Below are 15,015 nucleotides of genomic sequence, written 5' to 3' on the forward strand. Positions count from 1 at the left end.
GGGTGGCGACTTCCCGGTCCGGGACCGGGAAGTCGCCGCCCGCGGCGGAGGTGGTGCGGGCGGCCCGGACCCCCGTACCGGGCCACCCCGTCGGTGTGCCGCCGTCAGCGGCTGGCCGTCGCGCTGCGTTGGCGCAGCTCGGTGAGGACGGTGTCGATCAGCGGTGAGTGGTAGACGTCGGCGACCAGGGCCAGATGCTCGTACTCGGCGGCGAGGCGGCCGTCGCCGGTGGCGTGGCCGACGACGACGGTGTCGGCGGCGTGCGGGGGCACATGGCCCACCGCGCGGTTCTCCAGGCCGCGGCGGAGCGCGGCGGCCTCGGCGACGGCGGCGCGCTGGCGTTCGTCGGGCACCACGGCGCGGGCGCGTTCCCCGGCGATGTCGAGGGTGTCGGACTCGACGTGGCGGCGCAGCGCGCGCTGGACGTCGCGGATCTCGGCCATCCGGCGGTTGGCCCGCCACTCCAGGTCGGCGAAGGGCCACCGCCCCGGCCAGGTCTCGCGCTCCATCGTGACCTCCGGATCGTCCGCGGTGACCTGCCGCCACAGCGGGGTGAGGCGGCGCAGACGGCGCCAGGCCGACGCCCGCGGGCCGGCGGCCGGGAGGGCGAAACCGGTGAGGACGAGGAGCGCCGCGACCGAGGCGCTGAGCGGGGCCACGCCGTTGGAGAGCCAGGGTGCGGGGCGGTCGGCCCAGGACAGGGCGAAGCCGAGGAGTTTGGCGGCGCAGTACACCAGGCCGAGGTGGCATCCGGCGGACATCACCCGCAGGCCGCGGGCGAGCCAGGAGGCGCCGAGGGTGGCGGCGTAGCGCAGGCAGAGCGTGCCGAGGGCCGCCAGGCTGGCGCCGAAGATGGCGAGGTAGAGGCCGAGGAAGACCATCACGCCGGGGGCGCCGGTGTAGGCGGTGCTGAAGTCGCGGGGGTGCTCGACGGCGTCGGGGCGGCCGACGGCGAAGCCGGTGACGGCGACCGCCCAGAGCACCGCGACGGCGGTGACCGTGACGCGGGCCCGGGTGCGGGCGCGGCGGCGGGCGGCGTCCCCCTCGCCCGCCGCCCAGCGGGCCAGCATCACCTGGGCGCCGACGGCGAAGACCATGACGGCGGAGTAGAGGAAGACCATCGCGAGGTTGGCGACGCCCAGCAGGCGGTCGAAGGCGCGGTAGAGGCTGGGGGCGGAGAAGAGGAAGACGGTGGCGACGCTGCCGGTCATCACGCAGGCCAGGCCCAGATCGGCGTTGGCGCGGTCGCGGAGCCAGGCGGTGGTCTTGTAGCCGACGAGGGTCCAGGCGACCGCGGCGAAGCAGAGGTAGAGGACGTCGAAGACATCAGGCACGGGTCTCACCGCCGTCGTCGCGGGCGGGGTCGGTGGCTTCGGGGTCTGTGCCGTCGGCCGGGCCGGGGCCTTCGCCGTCGGAGGCCGCGGCGGGTGCTGCGTCCGGGCGGCGGAGGTGCTGGAGGGCCGGGCCGAGGGCGGCGGCGAGTTCGGCGGCGCGGCCGTCCGGCGGGGGCGGCGGGTCCTGGGCGGGCGGGGCGAGGCGTTCCATCAGGAGGGTGCCCAGGACCTCCGTCTCGCGTTCGGCGGGGTTGTCGTAGCCGTGGTGGCGGGCGAGACCGGGGGTCAGGCCCATCCGGCGCAGCGCGGTCGCGGCGTCGACGGAGGGGGTCCACAGCCGGAGCGCGTCCTCGGTGAGCGCGGGGTCGCGGTCGTGGCCGAGGAGGAGGTGGCCGAGTTCGTGGAGGACGATGTGGGCCTGGTGCCAGGGCGAGGTGCGGCTCTCGTAGAAGATCCAGTAGGCGTCGTCGGTGGCCGCCGTCATCCCGGAGGCGGCGCCGTCGAGGCTCATCGGCACCAGGTGGACGGGGGCTCCCACGCGTGCGCCGACGAGGTCGCACAGGCCCCGCAGATCGACCGTGGCAGGCAGTGCCAGCTCCTTGACGAGCCGCTTGCACCGCCTGCGTATCCGCCCCACTCGCATGGTCATCCCGTCGTCGTGCGTGCGCCGCCAGGTGGCGAAGAGCCGGTCCGGCCCGTCGGCCCGGGGCAGGTCAACCGTCATCGGTGGCACCGCCTCTGCCGGGCAGGTCCATCTGGCGGCGGAACTGGTCGATGATGGTGGTCAGGCTCTCCTGGACGTCGGGCGGCAGGCCCACCGAGCGCAAGGCGATGGCGCGGACCCGCTGGTCGCGCATGGCGGCGAGGAAGCGGACCTCCTCCTCCACCCGCTCGGCCTGCGGCTGCGACAGATCGCCCAGGAGATATCCGGCCGGGACGCCGAAGAACTTCGCGAGGGCGCGCAGGACTTCGGGCGAGGGGTTGCTCCGGCGGCCGTTGCGCAGCATGGAGAGGTACTGCTCGGTCAGGCGCACCCCGCCGTACTGCTCCGGGTCGCCGCTGATCTCCTCGGCGACATGGGCGTTGGTGTACGGCGCGCCGGGCGGGTGCATGTGGGTGAAGAGGCGGCCCAGCCGCTCGGCGAGGGTGCCGGTGTCCTGCCGCGCCGCGTCACCGCGCACCGCCGTGCCGCGTCCGGCGCCGCTCCGCGCGTCCGTGCTCTCCGCGTCTCCGGCTTTCCCCTTGCCCGGCTTCCCGGTGTGCTCCGTGTCGTCCTTCGCAGCCATCCCCTAGCCCTTCCCCCGTGTGCGGCCGTTGCCGTCGCCGGCCGTGCGCAGCCCTGTCCACGGACCCAACGGCGAGTTAAGTCAGCCGTCGGGACTCCCGGGCACATCCTGTCACGGCCCGATCACCCGATGCCAGGGGCGGGCCGGCACGGAAGGCGGAACGGGCAGCGGCCCGTAGGGGATTGCTCCGTGCGGCCGCCGGTCGGTAGGGTCCCTTCGCACGGCCCGGTCGTTCCTTAACGGGGAGTTGAGCCGCTGTTCCGCCGGGACCGTCGGGCCCCGCATCCGCCGTACCGCGGAAGGCGCCGGGGGCGCCGTCGCGGCCCGGGTGACTACCCCCGTCCGGGGGCACCCAGGAGGGGGTGCCCGCCGATCGGCGGGGGCGGTTTCATGGCGGGAAGACGCCGCGGCAGCTCTGCCGTCCGGCGTCGGCCGGCGCCCCTTCGTGAGTACCGCCCGGCCCTCCCCGCTTACGGCCTGGCCTTCCCCCGGGCCGTCACCCCCCGCCTGACGGAGAGGACCCGCCCCCATGCCCCCTGCCCTCGTACGTCCCGCCCGGCCCGCGCCCGTCGAACGCGCCACCGCCCCGGTCCCCGCCGCACGCCGCGCCGGAGGTGCAGCGTGCCCCGCATGACCATGAACGTGTACCGGATCGACCCCACGACGTCCGCCCGGACCGAAGTCCGTTACGTGGACGTGCCGTTGGGTACGACGCCGCCGCACCCCGCGGTCAGCGCCGCGTTCCCGCCGTGCCGGTGCGCGCGCTGCCCCCGCCACCAGGAGCCCCGGCCGGGCTCCGGGCGGCACGGCTCGAACCGCCCCTGACCCTCCGACCGCCTCGCGGCAACCCTCACGGCCGCGTCCCGGGACGTCCTCCCCCGCCCGGGCCGCGCCGCTGCCGCGAGGCTCACCCCGCCGACCGCCCCCTGAAGGCGGCCGGCACCGGAGGGGCGGGCCCGGGAGTTCCCCCGACTCCGCCCTGCGGGCCCGCCCCTCCGCCCCCTTCACCGAGAGCACCGGACGCTCCGCCCGTCCGGTGCTCTCGCCCGTTCCGGGCGGCATACGGGGTGCGTACGGGCTGACCTCATCATCCGTTCGTTAACAGCGAGTTGATGGTTCGTTACGCCGGAACTGATCTACGCCCCGGACTCTGTTTCGCGTGCAACCACTACGGCAGAGCAGCCCAGGACAGGACACCGTCCACGGTGTCCTGCGGCGACACGCCCGGAGCCGTCCGGACCGCCCGTTCCTCTCCTTCCTGGACGAGTCCGGTGCGGTCACGACGGTCACCTACGGCGAGATGGACCGCCGCGCCGAGCGGATGGCCGACCTCCTGGTCAGCCGGGGCGTCGGCCCCGGAAGCCGCTTCCACGTCCATCTGACCAACCGTCCCGAGTTCTTCGACGCCTGGTTCGGCGCGGCGAAGGCAGGCGCCGTCATGGTCCCCACCAACCCCCTCTCCACCGCCGACGAACTCTCCTACGTCCTCTCCCACGCCGAGTGCCGGCTGAGCCTGACCCAGCCCGAACTGCTCACCACCGCGCAGGTCGCCGCCATCGACTCGCCCTGCTGCGAACAGCTGCTGGTGACCGGCTCGGAGTCGCTGGAGCGTGCGCTGGCGACGGCGCCGGCCCGGCCCGCGCACGTGGTGGACGATCCGTCCGCGCCGCTCGGCGTGCTCTACACCTCCGGCACCACCAGCCGCCCCAAGGGCGTCGTGGTCCCGCACGCGGCGTATCTGCACTCCGGCGAGGTGGTGGCCCGGCAGCTGCGGCTGCGGCAGGAGGACCGGCAGCTGATCGTGCTGCCGCTGTTCCACGGCAACGCGCAGTACTACTCCTCGATGTCCGCGCTGGTCACCGGCGCGTCGATCGCGCTGACGCCGCGCTTCAGCGCCTCGCGCTGGTCCGCGCAGGCGGTACGGCTGGGGGCGACGGTGGCGAGCCTGTTCGCCGCGCCGATCCGGATGATCCTGGCGCAGCAGCCGTCGGTGCACGACGCCGCGCACCGGCTGCGGGCCGTGATGTTCGCGCAGAACGTCACCGACGCCCAACTCGCGGAGTTCGAGGAGCGGTTCCGGGTGCCGCTGCTCCAGCTGTACGGCATGACCGAGACCGTGGCGCCGCCGCTGATGAACCCGCTGCACGGGCGGCGCCGCAACCAGAGCATGGGCCGCCCGGTGCACGGCGCACGGCTGCGGGTGGTCGACGAGCGGCTGCGGGACGTCGCGCGCGGCCGGAGCGGCGAGCTGCTGGTCGGCGGTGTCCCGGGGCGCACCCTGATGGCCGGTTACCTGGGCGATCCGGGGGCGACGGCCGAGGCGCTGGGCGGTGGCTGGCTGCGGACCGGGGACCACGTCCGGGTGGACACCGACGGGTTCGTGCACTTCGTGGACCGCGGCAAGGACGTCATCAAGCGCGCGGGCGAGAACGTGTCGTCGAGCGAGATCGAGCGGGTCGTCAATGCGCACCCGGCGGTCTTCGAGTCGGCGGTGGTCGGGGTCCCGGACCCGATCCGGGACGAGACGGTGAAGGTCTTCGTCGTCCTCAACGGTCAACACCACTTCACCGAGGGCCAGTTGATCGAGTGGTGCGCGGCCAGGCTGGCGTCGTTCAAGGTTCCGGGGTGTGTGGAGGTCGTCGAAGGGCTGCCGCGCACCTCGGTAGGCAAGATCCGCAAGCATCTGCTTCGCGGTCGCTGACCCGGTGCGGGCACTGACGACACCCGCACCGGTGGATATCCATCCATCCACTTGAGGAGTATCCATGGAATTCAAGCGCGCCGTCGGTACGCGCCGCACCACCCGCTACTACCAGGCCTGGCGCCCGGTGGAGAAGGAGAAGGTCCAGAAGATCCTGCACGCCGCGCGGCTCCAGTCGCACCACGGCAATGCGCAGGAGGTCCGTAAGGCCGTCGTCGTCACCAAGGGCGAGACCCCGGACGCGGTGCGCGACGGACTGATCGACGCGGTCTACAACCAGCCGCAGGCCCACCAGGCGCCGGTCGCCATCGTGTGGTGCACCGACATGGCCGGCTGGGAGCCGCTGCGGCCCGCGCTGCTCAAGCTGATCGAGTCGGGCTCCCTGACCTCCAGCTACGGCTGGTCCGAGGAGTTCGTCGACAGTGTCGTGATGAAGACGCCGGACTTCAACGTGCTCGCCGGTGACGTCGAGTTCGCCAAGTGGCTCAGCGCCTTCGAGTGCGGTCTCGGTGTCGGCTCCGCGCTGCTCGCCGCCACGGACGAGGGTCTGGGCACCGGTCTGGTCACCGGCCGCCGCGACCAGATCCGCGAGCTGCTGAAGATGCCCGACAGCGTCATCCCGACCCAGATCCAGCTGGTCGGCTACTCCGCCGAGAGCACCGAGGCCGGCGGCCAGCGGCCCCGCCCCGATTTCGAGGACCTGTACTTCGACGGCACCTGGGGCGCCAGCTACGGCAACGACGAGTCGGTCGTCGCCGAGCTGTCCGACGCCGGGATGATCCAGGCGCCCGCGCCGCTGCCGCACCGCAAGGCGGAGCTGCGTGCCCTGGCGGGGATGTTCGGTCTCCCCGAGTGAGAACCGAGCTGATGTCGGAGGCTGCGGTGGTGCCCGGTTCCCGGGCGCCGACGCGGCCTCCGGCCCACCCCGACGGCTCCGCGGGAGTCCGCCGCCTGGCCCGGGCCCGCATCCCGACCGCCCACGGCGAGCTGCACTGCGTGGCGTACGCGGCAGCGGACGGCGTGGAGCATCTGGCGTTCGTGGCGGGCGAGGTGTCCGGGGCGGCCGACGCGCTGGTGCGGCTGCACAGCGAATGCGCCACCGGCGACCTCATGGGATCGCTGCGGTGCGACTGCGGCACGCAGCTCGACGAGGCGCTGCGGCGGATCGCGACCGAGGGCACCGGCGCCGTGGTCTACCTCCGCGGCCACGAGGGCCGCGGCATCGGCATCGCCGCCAAGCTGCGCGCCTACCAGCTCCAGGACACCGGTCTGGACACGGTGGACGCCAATGTGGCCCTGGGACTGCCGGTCGACGGCCGCGACTACGGCGCGGGCGCGGCGATCCTCCACGACCTGGGCATCACCGGCGTACGGCTGCTGACCAACAACCCCGACAAGGTCACCGCGCTCGCCCGGCACGGCGTGCGGGTGGCCGCCCGTGTGCCGCTGCTCGCCCCGGCACACGGGGAGAGCCTGCGCTATCTGCGCACGAAGCGGTCCCGGATGGGGCACCTCCTCGACGGCCTCGACTCCCCCGCCGGGCCCGCCGGCGCCGCCCCTCCCCACCAGCCCCGAACCACGACGGCGCCCGCGCCGGCGCCTGCTGAGGAAAGTTCATGACCGACACTGCCTTTCACGATCTGATCACCGTCCAGCGGTACGCGGCACAACTGTCGGACCTCGACACAAAGGACCGCGAGGCCCGGCTCGGCACGGTCGCCGAGTTCGCCGAGTTCGTCGGGCGGACGCCGGACGAGATGATCGCGGAGATCTTCAACGAGGAGACCCGCAAGTACCGCAAGCGCGGCTTCTACAGCGACCGGGTCAAGGAGTTCTCCGCGGCGCTCGACGGACCGCGCAACCGCCAGCTGTTCCGCGGCAACGTCATCCGGTCGTTCTTCATCGCCAACGGCCGCCGGATCCCACCGGAGCAGCCGGACTGGATCTGAGCACCGGTGCGGGCCCGTCGCGGGGCCCGCACCGCCCGGCCGCCCCGGGGCGGCCGGGTCCACGCGCGCGAGCGCCGACCCTCGTGCAGCGGCGCCGCCCGCGGCGCCGGCCCACCTGAAGGGAGCAGACCCTTGCTGCCCATCCCACGGCATCCACTCGACGACCTGCTCGGCATCCGCTACGAGGAGGTGTCCCCGGGGCGGGTGCTCGCCTCGCTCACCCTGTCCCCGCGCATACACGGCGCGACGGGCACGGTGCACGGCGGTGTGCTGGCGGCGCTGACGGAGAGCGCGGCAGCGGCGGGCGGAACCCTCAACGCCGGGGAGGGCGAGGCGGCGGTCTGCGCGGACACCCAGATGCACCACGTCCGCCCGGCGGTCGACGGCACACTCCATCTCTGCGCGGTCCCCGTCCACCGCGGCTTCACCCAGCAGCTGTGGTCCGCGGAGGTCTTCGACGACCGCAACCGGCTGGTGAGCCGCGCGACGGTGCAGTTGCTGCACGTGGCGCGGGACCGGGCGGTGGCGCCGGCCCGCTGACGGGCCGGCGGCGAAGGAACCACCGCGCGCCGCGAGACCCGCCCTCCGGGCGAACGACGGGAGGGTGTCAGCAGACCCTAGGCGCGTCCGGTGGCGCGCAGGTGGGGGCTGCCGGAGAAGTGGCCGGCGGGCGGCAGGCCGCCGGCGGTGTCGCCGCTTCCGGGGAGGCCGCGGAGCTGTGCCAGATCGCACCGCATGACGGCGATGCAGCGCCGCCGGAGGGGCCCGGCGACCGGGGAGCCGCCGTGGACGACCTTGCGCAGGGTGACGAAGTCGGCTTCGGCGGCGCCGGGTTCGTCCAGCAGCATGAGCAGCATGGCGGGAACGAGGAAGGCCGTAGTGACGCCGGAACCGCGGATCGTCTCCAGCGCCTCGCGGCTGCCGAAGGAGCGCAGCGCGATATTGGTGACACCGGCGTTGAAGCCCTGGGTGGCATACCACAGGCCGCCGATGTGAGAGCCGGAGATGCCGATGAGGCTGATGTCGTCGGGGCGGAAACCGATCTCGTCGGGTCCGGCGTTGTCGGGGCCGCCGCGGGCGGCGAAGAAACTGCGGTGGGCGAGGACGGCGCACGTGGGCAGGCCGGTGGTACCGCTGGTGTACATCTGGGCGACGGCGTCGCCGGTGTCGGAGAGGGCGGGCGCCGGGGCGCCGCGTCCGGCGTCCTTCCAGTCGCGGAAGGTACGGGCGGCCTTGCCGGTGCCGTCGAGGAGCACCAGCTGCCGCAGGTCGGGCAGGTCGGGGCGGATCTCGCGGGCGGTGGGCAGGAACTCGGCATCGGTGAAGAGAAGTTCGGCGTGGGAGTCGCGGAGGATGTACGCGACGTCGGCGGGCGCCAGGCGCCAGTTGACGGGGACGAGGACCGCGCCGCTCGCGGCGCAGGCGAACAGCAGCTCGTAGAAGCGGACCGACTCCTTGCCGAGGTAGCCGACGCGGGAGCCCTTGGTGAGACCGGCGGCGGCGAGCGCGAGGGCGCCGCGGGCGCTCTCGGCGTAGAGCCGTCCATAAGTGACCTCGACTCCGGCGCAGCGCAGCGCGGGGTGTTCGGGCCGATGGGTGGCGTGGTAGGCGAGCCGGGCGTCGAGGGTGCGGTGGTGCGGAGGCACGGCGGGGGTCTGCATGGCGAACCAGCCCTTCAGATGCGTGCGGCGCGCAGCCGGTGGCGGCGCCGGAAGACGTAGGGGGCAGCCCGGTGCCGCGTCGGTTCCGCAGGTCGGCCGCGGCGAGGGGGCCGAGCCCCAGCTCGCGGAGGGGCGCCTCGGACGCGTCCACCGCCCCGGGGTGGCCGAGCGCCTCGCCCGGGTGTACGCGGAGCGGCCCGAGCAGCAGCGGGCGCCGTCCATCGCCGGAGCGGCCGGAGCGGCCCGGGGGACGTCGGGCGAATACCGAATGGGGTGCCATGGGAAAACGCCCCTCCAATGAATCCGTACGGCACCGTGGGCCGAGGTCACACAGGCAGCGGAAAAGCGTCGACGCCACCCGGCCCCTTCCGCATCGCGACCGGCCGGGCAGCAGTTCATTTGATACGCCGAAGGTGACCGGAAGCGCAACCTTCCGCCTGCCACATGCACCGGGGAAAGGGAGCGGCACAGAGGCACACACAGGGGGAGGCCCCCCGGGATGCGAGCGTTTCCCCAGTTCATGGTCGACTGCGGGGCAGTGCGAGGAAAGCATTCCGCGCGATCGACGGGCCACCCGGCACCTCGGGAGCGACTTCGGAATCGCTTCGAAATCGCTTCAGAACCGCTTCATAACGGCTCTCCTGGGCGGGCAGGGAGAACCGCGGCCAACTTCACCGAAGAAGCCTCCCTCCACCATATGGAGACCCCACTGTATAAGAGAAGCTTATTCCCCGTCCACACTCCTCACCTTTCTCTTCTTTTCCAAGAGGTTGACCGCGGAATTGAGCGGAATACCCCCCTCAGCCGGAGGGGCTCACGGTGCGCCCCTCCAACTGGGGGTACCTGCTGCGCACCCCCTTCGGCATGCTCGTCCGCGATGATCGACAACCAAGGAGAACAACGGTGATCAGCCGGCTGCGGCCGCACCGCTATGCGTGGATGCCGCAGGACACAAGCGGTCTGGAACAACTGACCTGCCGGGAGCGGGAGGTTCTTCTCCTGGTGACCCGGGGGCTGTCCAACGCGGAGATCGCCGAGCACCTGGTGCTGTCCGGCGCAACCGTCAAGACCCACGTCGGGCGGATGCTCGCCAAGCTCCAGCTGCGCGACCGCGTCCAAGCGGTGATCTTCGCGTACGAGTGCGGTCTCGTGCAGGCGGGACAGGACCAGGCCGGCTGAGCCGCCGGGACGGGGCGGCACGGTCACCTCAACCCGCCAGCTGCATGTCCCGCGGGGCACCGTCGGCGAGCAGGATCGTCCGCTGCAACTCGCGCAGTTCACGGGAGGGTTCGATTCCCAGCTCCTGCCGGATGGCGTCGCGGGCGCAGTGGTAGGTACGCAGCGCCTCGGCGCGCCTGCCCGAGCGGAACATGCAGAGCATCAGCTGCCGGTAGAACGCCTCGTGCAGCGGATGCCGGGCGAGCAGGGAGCGCAGGACGCCGGCCATCTCCTGGTGCCGGCCCAGGGCGATGCCGGACGTCACGAAGAGTTCGGCGCATTCGATACGCACCTCCTCCGCCCACCGTGCACACCCGCCGACGACCGGCCCTCCGGCGACGCCGTCCAGCACTGCGCCCCGATGCAGCGACAGCGCGGCACCGAGCAGGTCGACGGCCCGCTCGTGGTTCCCGGAGCGGGCGGCACGGCGGCCGTCCTGGAGCAGGCACTGGAAGCGGTGGAGGTCCAGTTCGCCGGGGGCGAGCCGCAGGACGTAGCCGGGTGCCGTGGTGGCGATCGGAGTGCCGGACCGTCCCGGGCGGGTGAGAATCTTGCGCAGTTGGGAGACGTGGACGTGGAGGGAGGCGGTGGCGCGCCGGGGCGGGGCGCTCCCCCAGATCTCGTTCGTCAGTTCGTCCCGTGGGACGACACGGTTGGCCCGGATGAGCAGCGCCGCCAGCAGGACCTGCATCTTCGGTGCGCTCACCGGCACGACGGCCAGATCGTCGATCACCCGAAGCGACCCCAGAATTTCGTACCGCACGATGGCTCCTCGCTCTCCAGCTGAATTCCGTCATCCCGTATACGCCGGCGGTCGGGCAGGAAAGGGTTTCCGGTGCCGTGGGGTTCACCGGTCCGGACGCCCTGAATGCGGTTCTCACATTCCTTTTCGGGCATCCTCCGCAGGAAAGGCGGTGGGCCGCAGATGTTCCCGCGGGTACGCATCCGGTGCGCTCTTTCCCGCCACGCACAGCGTCGCCGCTCGATAACGTACCGTCAACTTAACTGCTCGGTGCCCCTACCGCGAACCCCAGTTTCGCCTCCGAACCCCTAGAAGGACCCCCTGGAACGGGACTCACGGGGCGTCTCTCAAGGACAGGCAAAAATCGCATACACATCAGGTATGGAGAGGGAGCATTCGGGACGCGCGGCAGTGCGCCGGGCGGCCCTGCTGTCGATTCGTCACGTCAGGCAGCCCTCGCGACATCCTCAAGCACCTGCCCCCTACAACCTGTGTCCCCGAAGAAGGACTCCAGTGGTTCTTGAGAAATTCCCGAGAACCCCTGGACCCCTTCGGGGATTACCCCGGGTTCCGGACCCCCGTGAATCCCGTGGCGTCCGAAAACCTGTGGGCCCGTGCGCCGGAACGCCGCGACACCGCGCCGGGTCCCGGGGCGGTGTCGCGGCGCAGGGGTGAGACGTACGGGCGCGGGCCGTACGCACGGCCCGCGCCGTCCACGGTGTACGGCGGGGAGCGGTAGGGGTCAGCGGTGCCCGGCCAGTTCCAGCAGCCGGGAGAGGAGCCCCTCCTCGCGCAGCCGCTGGAGGGGCAGTTCGCCCAGTATCTCCAGCACCTGCTCGTCGTTGAGCCCGGCCGCCAGGTCGACGGAGGCGTCATCCTCCGTGTCATCCGTGTCCGGAGCGGGCGTTGCCGACGTCGCGGCGTCCGGCTGCTGCTGGGGGACGGCCGCCGGGAGCGGGCCGGGGGCGGCCGGCGGCAGGGGGCGGCGGACGGGGGTGGGGGCGAGGGCGTCGGCGATGTCCTCGGGGCGGAAGCCGGGGCGGGTCGCGAGGTGGACGCTCATCCGGGCGGCGCGGGCCCGCAGCGTCGCGGCGGTCTCCGCCGGGGAGGTGGCGGGCCCGTCGTCGGCCCGCCGGACACCGGCTCCGCCCGGCCGCACCCCGTGCGCGGCCGGAGCCGGCGCGGGGCGGCCGACCCAGTCGGACAGCACCAGATGGCAGGCTCCGCCGTCGCCGTCCGCGCCGACGCCCGCCAGCACCGGTTCGCTCCCCCGGCGCGACAGCGGCTCCACGGCGCGGCCCGTCCCTTCCGGGGCGCCGGTCCACGCCGCCGCCTCACCGGTCACACGGGCCGCGGCGCGCAGGCACAGCACCGTCTTCAGGAGCGCGGCGGCGGCACCCTCGGGCTGCGCACCGGCGTCGGCGGGCAGCGGCTCCCGCACCGGGCGGCCGCCCGAACCGGCGGGAACCGCGGTGCGCACCGGGCCCGCGGCGGCGGCCAGTTCGACGAAGCGGACCGCGGCGGCGTCGACCCGGGCGTGGGCGCGGGCCCGGCGCGCCGCCTCCTCCTGGGCGGTGTCCGGCCCCGCGGTTGCGCCGCCGTCGTGGCTCACCGCACCGCCGCGGATCAGGCAGTGCACGGTGTCGCCGTCGGCCAGCGCCCGGCGCAGCGTCTTGAGGACGAGGAGCCCGCCGTCGGCCTCCTCCGCCGTGGCGCCGGCGGACGCCCGGACGGTGACCCCGCCGGCCAGCGCCTCGTCGCATTCGCCGCCGCGCAGCGCCATACAGGCGAGGTGGACGGCGGTCAGGGCCGAGGAGCGCGCGGTGTCGACGACCAGGCTCGGGCCGCGCAGGCCCAGGGTGGCGGAGAGCCGGCTCGCGAGGGTGGTGCGGTCGGTGCCGGAAGCACCGCGCACCGTGGGCCGCGGGCACGCCGACGCGCCGAGGAACACACCGGTGCCGCTGCCCGCCAGCCCCTCGGGGAGGATCCCGGCGCTCTCCAGGGCCTCCCGGGCGAGGTCGGCGGAGAGCCGCTGCCGCGGGTCGGGGGCGCCGAGGTCCTCGGTGGGCACCCCCAGCGACTCCGGCCCGAACCAGCGGGCCGCGCCGCCGGGCCCGAACCGCCTGCCGCCGGACGCCCCGGGCGCCTCCGGGCCGTCGTGGAGCAGCCGCCAGAACGTGTCGGGGCCGTCGGCCCCGGGGAATCGGCAGGACAGCCCGACGACCGCTATGGCGTCGGCCTCCTCCGGCGCGGTCCGCCCCGCACCCGTGTCCGCCTCGGAAGCGATACCCATCTCATTCCTCTCGCCCGCCGCGCGCCGCGGCCGGATGTCGGGCAGGCGGAGCGACCGCCCCGCGCCGTTCCGCTTGTACCGCCCGCCGCTGTGTCCGTGTTCCGGGACGGATTGCGCCCCGCTCGCCCAACTCGGTGGTCTGGACCGTCGTCGGCCCGTTCGGTTGCCTACCGCACCAGGTGGGGAGGGTTCCACGCCGAAGGCGTCGCACCCTCGCTCCCGGTCGCCCCAGGGCCCCTGAAGCGGCGGACAAGGTCCGCGCCCCGGTCGCCGGGCGACATTCCGTTTCCGGCCCGGCGGAAACCGCCGTGGCACGGGCCCGGCCGCCCGCTCACCGCGCGGCCCCGGTCGTCCCCCTCCATTGTCCAGGCCCCGAACCCCCTGCGCAGCGCACCCCAACCCCTAGCGACCCCTATAAATTCCAGGTGAACACGGGGTGTCCCCCGAAGAGGTGTCATGGTCCGGTACGCGCGGACGGACCTGCGTCCCCGCCCGGATGTCCGCCGCTCCCGGCGCCACGGCGGACGTCGGGAGCGGGCGGGTGACGGGCGTCAGCCGGTGCACCGCACGGCGACGGCGGACGCCGCGTGGTGGGCGCCGTCGAAGCCGGAGCCGAAGTCGGTGCCCTGGGTGTGGAGCCTGACGGAGAGGTGCCCGCCGGTGATCTGGAAGGTGCCGCCGGGCGCCCAGTCACCGCGCTTCTTGGTCTGGTCGACGGTGAAGTCACCGAGCGCCTTGCCCGTCCCCGCCGCGGAGGCGAACACCGAGTAGCGGGTGGGGTGTCCGCCGACGTGCTTCACGTCGTCGTCCCCGGGGACGAAGGCCCGGACCTGGCAACTGCCGGACTTCACCGGCCCGGTGGCGAAGGTCCACAGGGTGTAGTTGCCGTCGTCGGCCTTGTCGCCCGCCATCGGGACGGAGACGAAGGAGCCGTCGCAGCCGTCCTTGGCCCAACCGCCCTTGTGCGTCGTCCAGCCCGCGTCGCCGTCGGTGTAGGTGCCGTGCTCCTTGTATCCGGTGGACTTGTCGGTGCAGCCCGGCCCGGCCGTCGCGGTGTAGGTGGCCGCGTCCCCGCCCGCCGGGGCGCCGCCCTCCCCGCCGCCGGAGCCGCCCGATGCGCCGCCGTCCTGCGGTGCCTGATGCCCCTGCGGCTGATCGGCCCCCGGCACGACCCCGGCACCGCGGCCCTGCCCGTCGTACTCGGACGCGGCGGCCGGCGGCTGCTTGTCGTGCCCGCCGCCGGCCGTCAGCTTCGAGATGAGGAACGGCGAGCAGAGCAGCAGGACACCGGCGATACCGGCGGCGGCGACCATGGGTTTGGAGACCCGGCCGCCCGATGCCACCAGCCCCGTCGAGGTGTCGGACGCGGCGGCGGTCGGCGCGGTGGCCTTGGCGGACGTCGCCTTGGCGGGGTCTGCCGCCGCGTCCGTCCGGCCGGCAGCCGCGGTACGGGCCGGGGTCTCGGGGGTGCGGTGCGCCGCCGGCCGGGGCGTGGGCGCGGTGTCCGCGGAGAGGACGGGCACGGTCGCGCCGTCCGTGCGGGGCGGCCTGCCGGTCCCCCGGGCCGGCGGCGCGGCGGGCGCATCGGCTCCGGCCGCTTCGACGGCCGCCGCCTCGCCGCCCGCGTTCTGCTGTGCGCCGCTCCCCTTACGGGACTCTTCCGGCTCCATGGGCGCCATCGTCTCCTTCTGCTGATGTTGTTCCGGGTGGGTGTACGGAGGGTGTTACGGGGCCGGGGCGGCCGTCCGGGCCTTCGGGGGACGCGCCCGGGAAGGGCCGGGGCGCGTCCGTGAGGTGGTGGTGTCCGCGGGGCGGGTCGCCGGGGGCGGGG

Annotated in this window: 12 protein-coding genes and 2 pseudogenes; 7 read left to right on the forward strand and 7 right to left on the reverse strand. The window is 73.8% G+C overall.

Annotated elements, in window-relative coordinates:
- Positions 1 to 104: 104 nt before the first annotated feature.
- The 3 genes from ACF1BH_RS13550 to ACF1BH_RS13560 are packed head-to-tail and all read right to left on the reverse strand — an operon-like array spanning position 105 to position 2,620.
- Positions 105 to 1,334, reverse strand: coding sequence for an MAB_1171c family putative transporter (locus ACF1BH_RS13550; RefSeq protein ID WP_391642617.1), 1,230 nt, complete (start codon positions 1,332 to 1,334; stop codon positions 105 to 107).
- Entirely contained in the window at positions 1,327 to 2,058 is a 732-nt protein-coding gene (locus tag ACF1BH_RS13555) for a hypothetical protein (RefSeq protein ID WP_391642618.1), read from the reverse strand. Before ACF1BH_RS13555 ends, ACF1BH_RS13550 begins: the two co-directional genes overlap by 8 nt.
- Positions 2,048 to 2,620, reverse strand: a complete 573-nt coding sequence (locus tag ACF1BH_RS13560; RefSeq protein WP_391642619.1) for a helix-turn-helix domain-containing protein — start codon at positions 2,618 to 2,620, stop codon at positions 2,048 to 2,050. The genes ACF1BH_RS13555 and ACF1BH_RS13560 overlap by 11 nt, the downstream gene beginning before the upstream one ends.
- 630 nt (positions 2,621 to 3,250) lie before the next feature.
- On the opposite strand from ACF1BH_RS13560, the gene ACF1BH_RS13565 reads away from it, so the two are divergent.
- The 6 genes and pseudogenes from ACF1BH_RS13565 to ACF1BH_RS13590 all read left to right on the forward strand — a co-directional run bounded on the left by ACF1BH_RS13565 (position 3,251) and on the right by ACF1BH_RS13590 (position 7,810).
- Entirely contained in the window at positions 3,251 to 3,445 is a 195-nt protein-coding gene (locus tag ACF1BH_RS13565; RefSeq protein WP_391642620.1) for a hypothetical protein, read from the forward strand.
- A 334-nt stretch (positions 3,446 to 3,779) separates the two neighbouring features.
- Positions 3,780 to 5,321 (forward strand): AMP-binding protein, encoded by a 1,542-nt coding sequence (locus tag ACF1BH_RS13570; RefSeq protein WP_391642621.1) that lies wholly within the window; start codon positions 3,780 to 3,782, stop codon positions 5,319 to 5,321.
- Positions 5,322 to 5,385: 64 nt separating this feature from the next.
- The gene (locus ACF1BH_RS13575; protein WP_391642622.1) at positions 5,386 to 6,177 is read left to right on the forward strand and encodes a nitroreductase family protein; all 792 of its coding nucleotides are present in this window, start codon (positions 5,386 to 5,388) and stop codon (positions 6,175 to 6,177) included.
- 86 nt (positions 6,178 to 6,263) lie between these two features.
- Positions 6,264 to 6,941, forward strand: a pseudogene (gene ribA, locus ACF1BH_RS13580) (GTP cyclohydrolase II); the annotation flags it as partial.
- Positions 6,938 to 7,270: a hypothetical protein gene (locus tag ACF1BH_RS13585; protein ID WP_391642623.1), complete on the forward strand. Its 333-nt coding sequence runs from the start codon at positions 6,938 to 6,940 to the stop codon at positions 7,268 to 7,270. The pseudogene ribA and the gene ACF1BH_RS13585, both read left to right, overlap by 4 nt.
- 132 nt (positions 7,271 to 7,402) lie before the next feature.
- Positions 7,403 to 7,810 (forward strand): PaaI family thioesterase, encoded by a 408-nt coding sequence (locus tag ACF1BH_RS13590; protein ID WP_391642624.1) that lies wholly within the window; start codon positions 7,403 to 7,405, stop codon positions 7,808 to 7,810.
- Between the two features lie 77 nt (positions 7,811 to 7,887).
- On the opposite strand, the gene ACF1BH_RS13595 is transcribed toward ACF1BH_RS13590, so the two are convergent.
- Entirely contained in the window at positions 7,888 to 8,931 is a 1,044-nt protein-coding gene (locus tag ACF1BH_RS13595; protein WP_391642625.1) for an AMP-binding protein, read from the reverse strand.
- A 960-nt stretch (positions 8,932 to 9,891) separates the two neighbouring features.
- Between ACF1BH_RS13595 and ACF1BH_RS13600 the strand changes: the two are divergent.
- Positions 9,892 to 10,110: pseudogene (locus tag ACF1BH_RS13600) on the forward strand (response regulator transcription factor); the annotation flags it as partial.
- Positions 10,111 to 10,138: 28 nt separating this feature from the next.
- Here the strand turns inward: ACF1BH_RS13600 and ACF1BH_RS13605 are convergent.
- From ACF1BH_RS13605 to ACF1BH_RS13615, 3 genes are all read right to left on the reverse strand, one after another.
- Entirely contained in the window at positions 10,139 to 10,912 is a 774-nt protein-coding gene (locus tag ACF1BH_RS13605) for a BTAD domain-containing putative transcriptional regulator (protein WP_391642626.1), read from the reverse strand.
- A 721-nt stretch (positions 10,913 to 11,633) separates the two neighbouring features.
- Positions 11,634 to 13,184, reverse strand: coding sequence for a beta-ketoacyl synthase N-terminal-like domain-containing protein (locus tag ACF1BH_RS13610; RefSeq protein WP_391642627.1), 1,551 nt, complete (start codon positions 13,182 to 13,184; stop codon positions 11,634 to 11,636).
- 551 nt (positions 13,185 to 13,735) lie between these two features.
- Positions 13,736 to 14,854, reverse strand: coding sequence for a hypothetical protein (locus ACF1BH_RS13615; RefSeq protein ID WP_391642628.1), 1,119 nt, complete (start codon positions 14,852 to 14,854; stop codon positions 13,736 to 13,738).
- Positions 14,855 to 15,015: the final 161 nt, after the last annotated feature.

The organism is Streptomyces sp. NPDC014733 (assembly GCF_043083385.1).
GTDB lineage: Bacteria > Actinomycetota > Actinomycetes > Streptomycetales > Streptomycetaceae > Streptomyces.

What these genes read in the sequence shown, in the direction of transcription:
- ACF1BH_RS13555 (WP_391642618.1), bottom strand. Translation starts at nt 2,058, where the DNA reads ATGACGGTTGACCTGCCCCGGGCCGACGGGCCGGACCGGCTCTTCGCC.
- ACF1BH_RS13560 (WP_391642619.1), bottom strand. Translation starts at nt 2,620, where the DNA reads ATGGCTGCGAAGGACGACACGGAGCACACCGGGAAGCCGGGCAAGGGG.
- ACF1BH_RS13565 (WP_391642620.1), top strand. Translation starts at nt 3,251, where the DNA reads ATGACCATGAACGTGTACCGGATCGACCCCACGACGTCCGCCCGGACC.
- ACF1BH_RS13575 (WP_391642622.1), top strand. Translation starts at nt 5,386, where the DNA reads ATGGAATTCAAGCGCGCCGTCGGTACGCGCCGCACCACCCGCTACTAC.
- ACF1BH_RS13585 (WP_391642623.1), top strand. Translation starts at nt 6,938, where the DNA reads ATGACCGACACTGCCTTTCACGATCTGATCACCGTCCAGCGGTACGCG.
- ACF1BH_RS13595 (WP_391642625.1), bottom strand. Translation starts at nt 8,931, where the DNA reads ATGCAGACCCCCGCCGTGCCTCCGCACCACCGCACCCTCGACGCCCGG.
- ACF1BH_RS13610 (WP_391642627.1), bottom strand. Translation starts at nt 13,184, where the DNA reads ATGGGTATCGCTTCCGAGGCGGACACGGGTGCGGGGCGGACCGCGCCG.
- ACF1BH_RS13615 (WP_391642628.1), bottom strand. Translation starts at nt 14,854, where the DNA reads ATGGAGCCGGAAGAGTCCCGTAAGGGGAGCGGCGCACAGCAGAACGCG.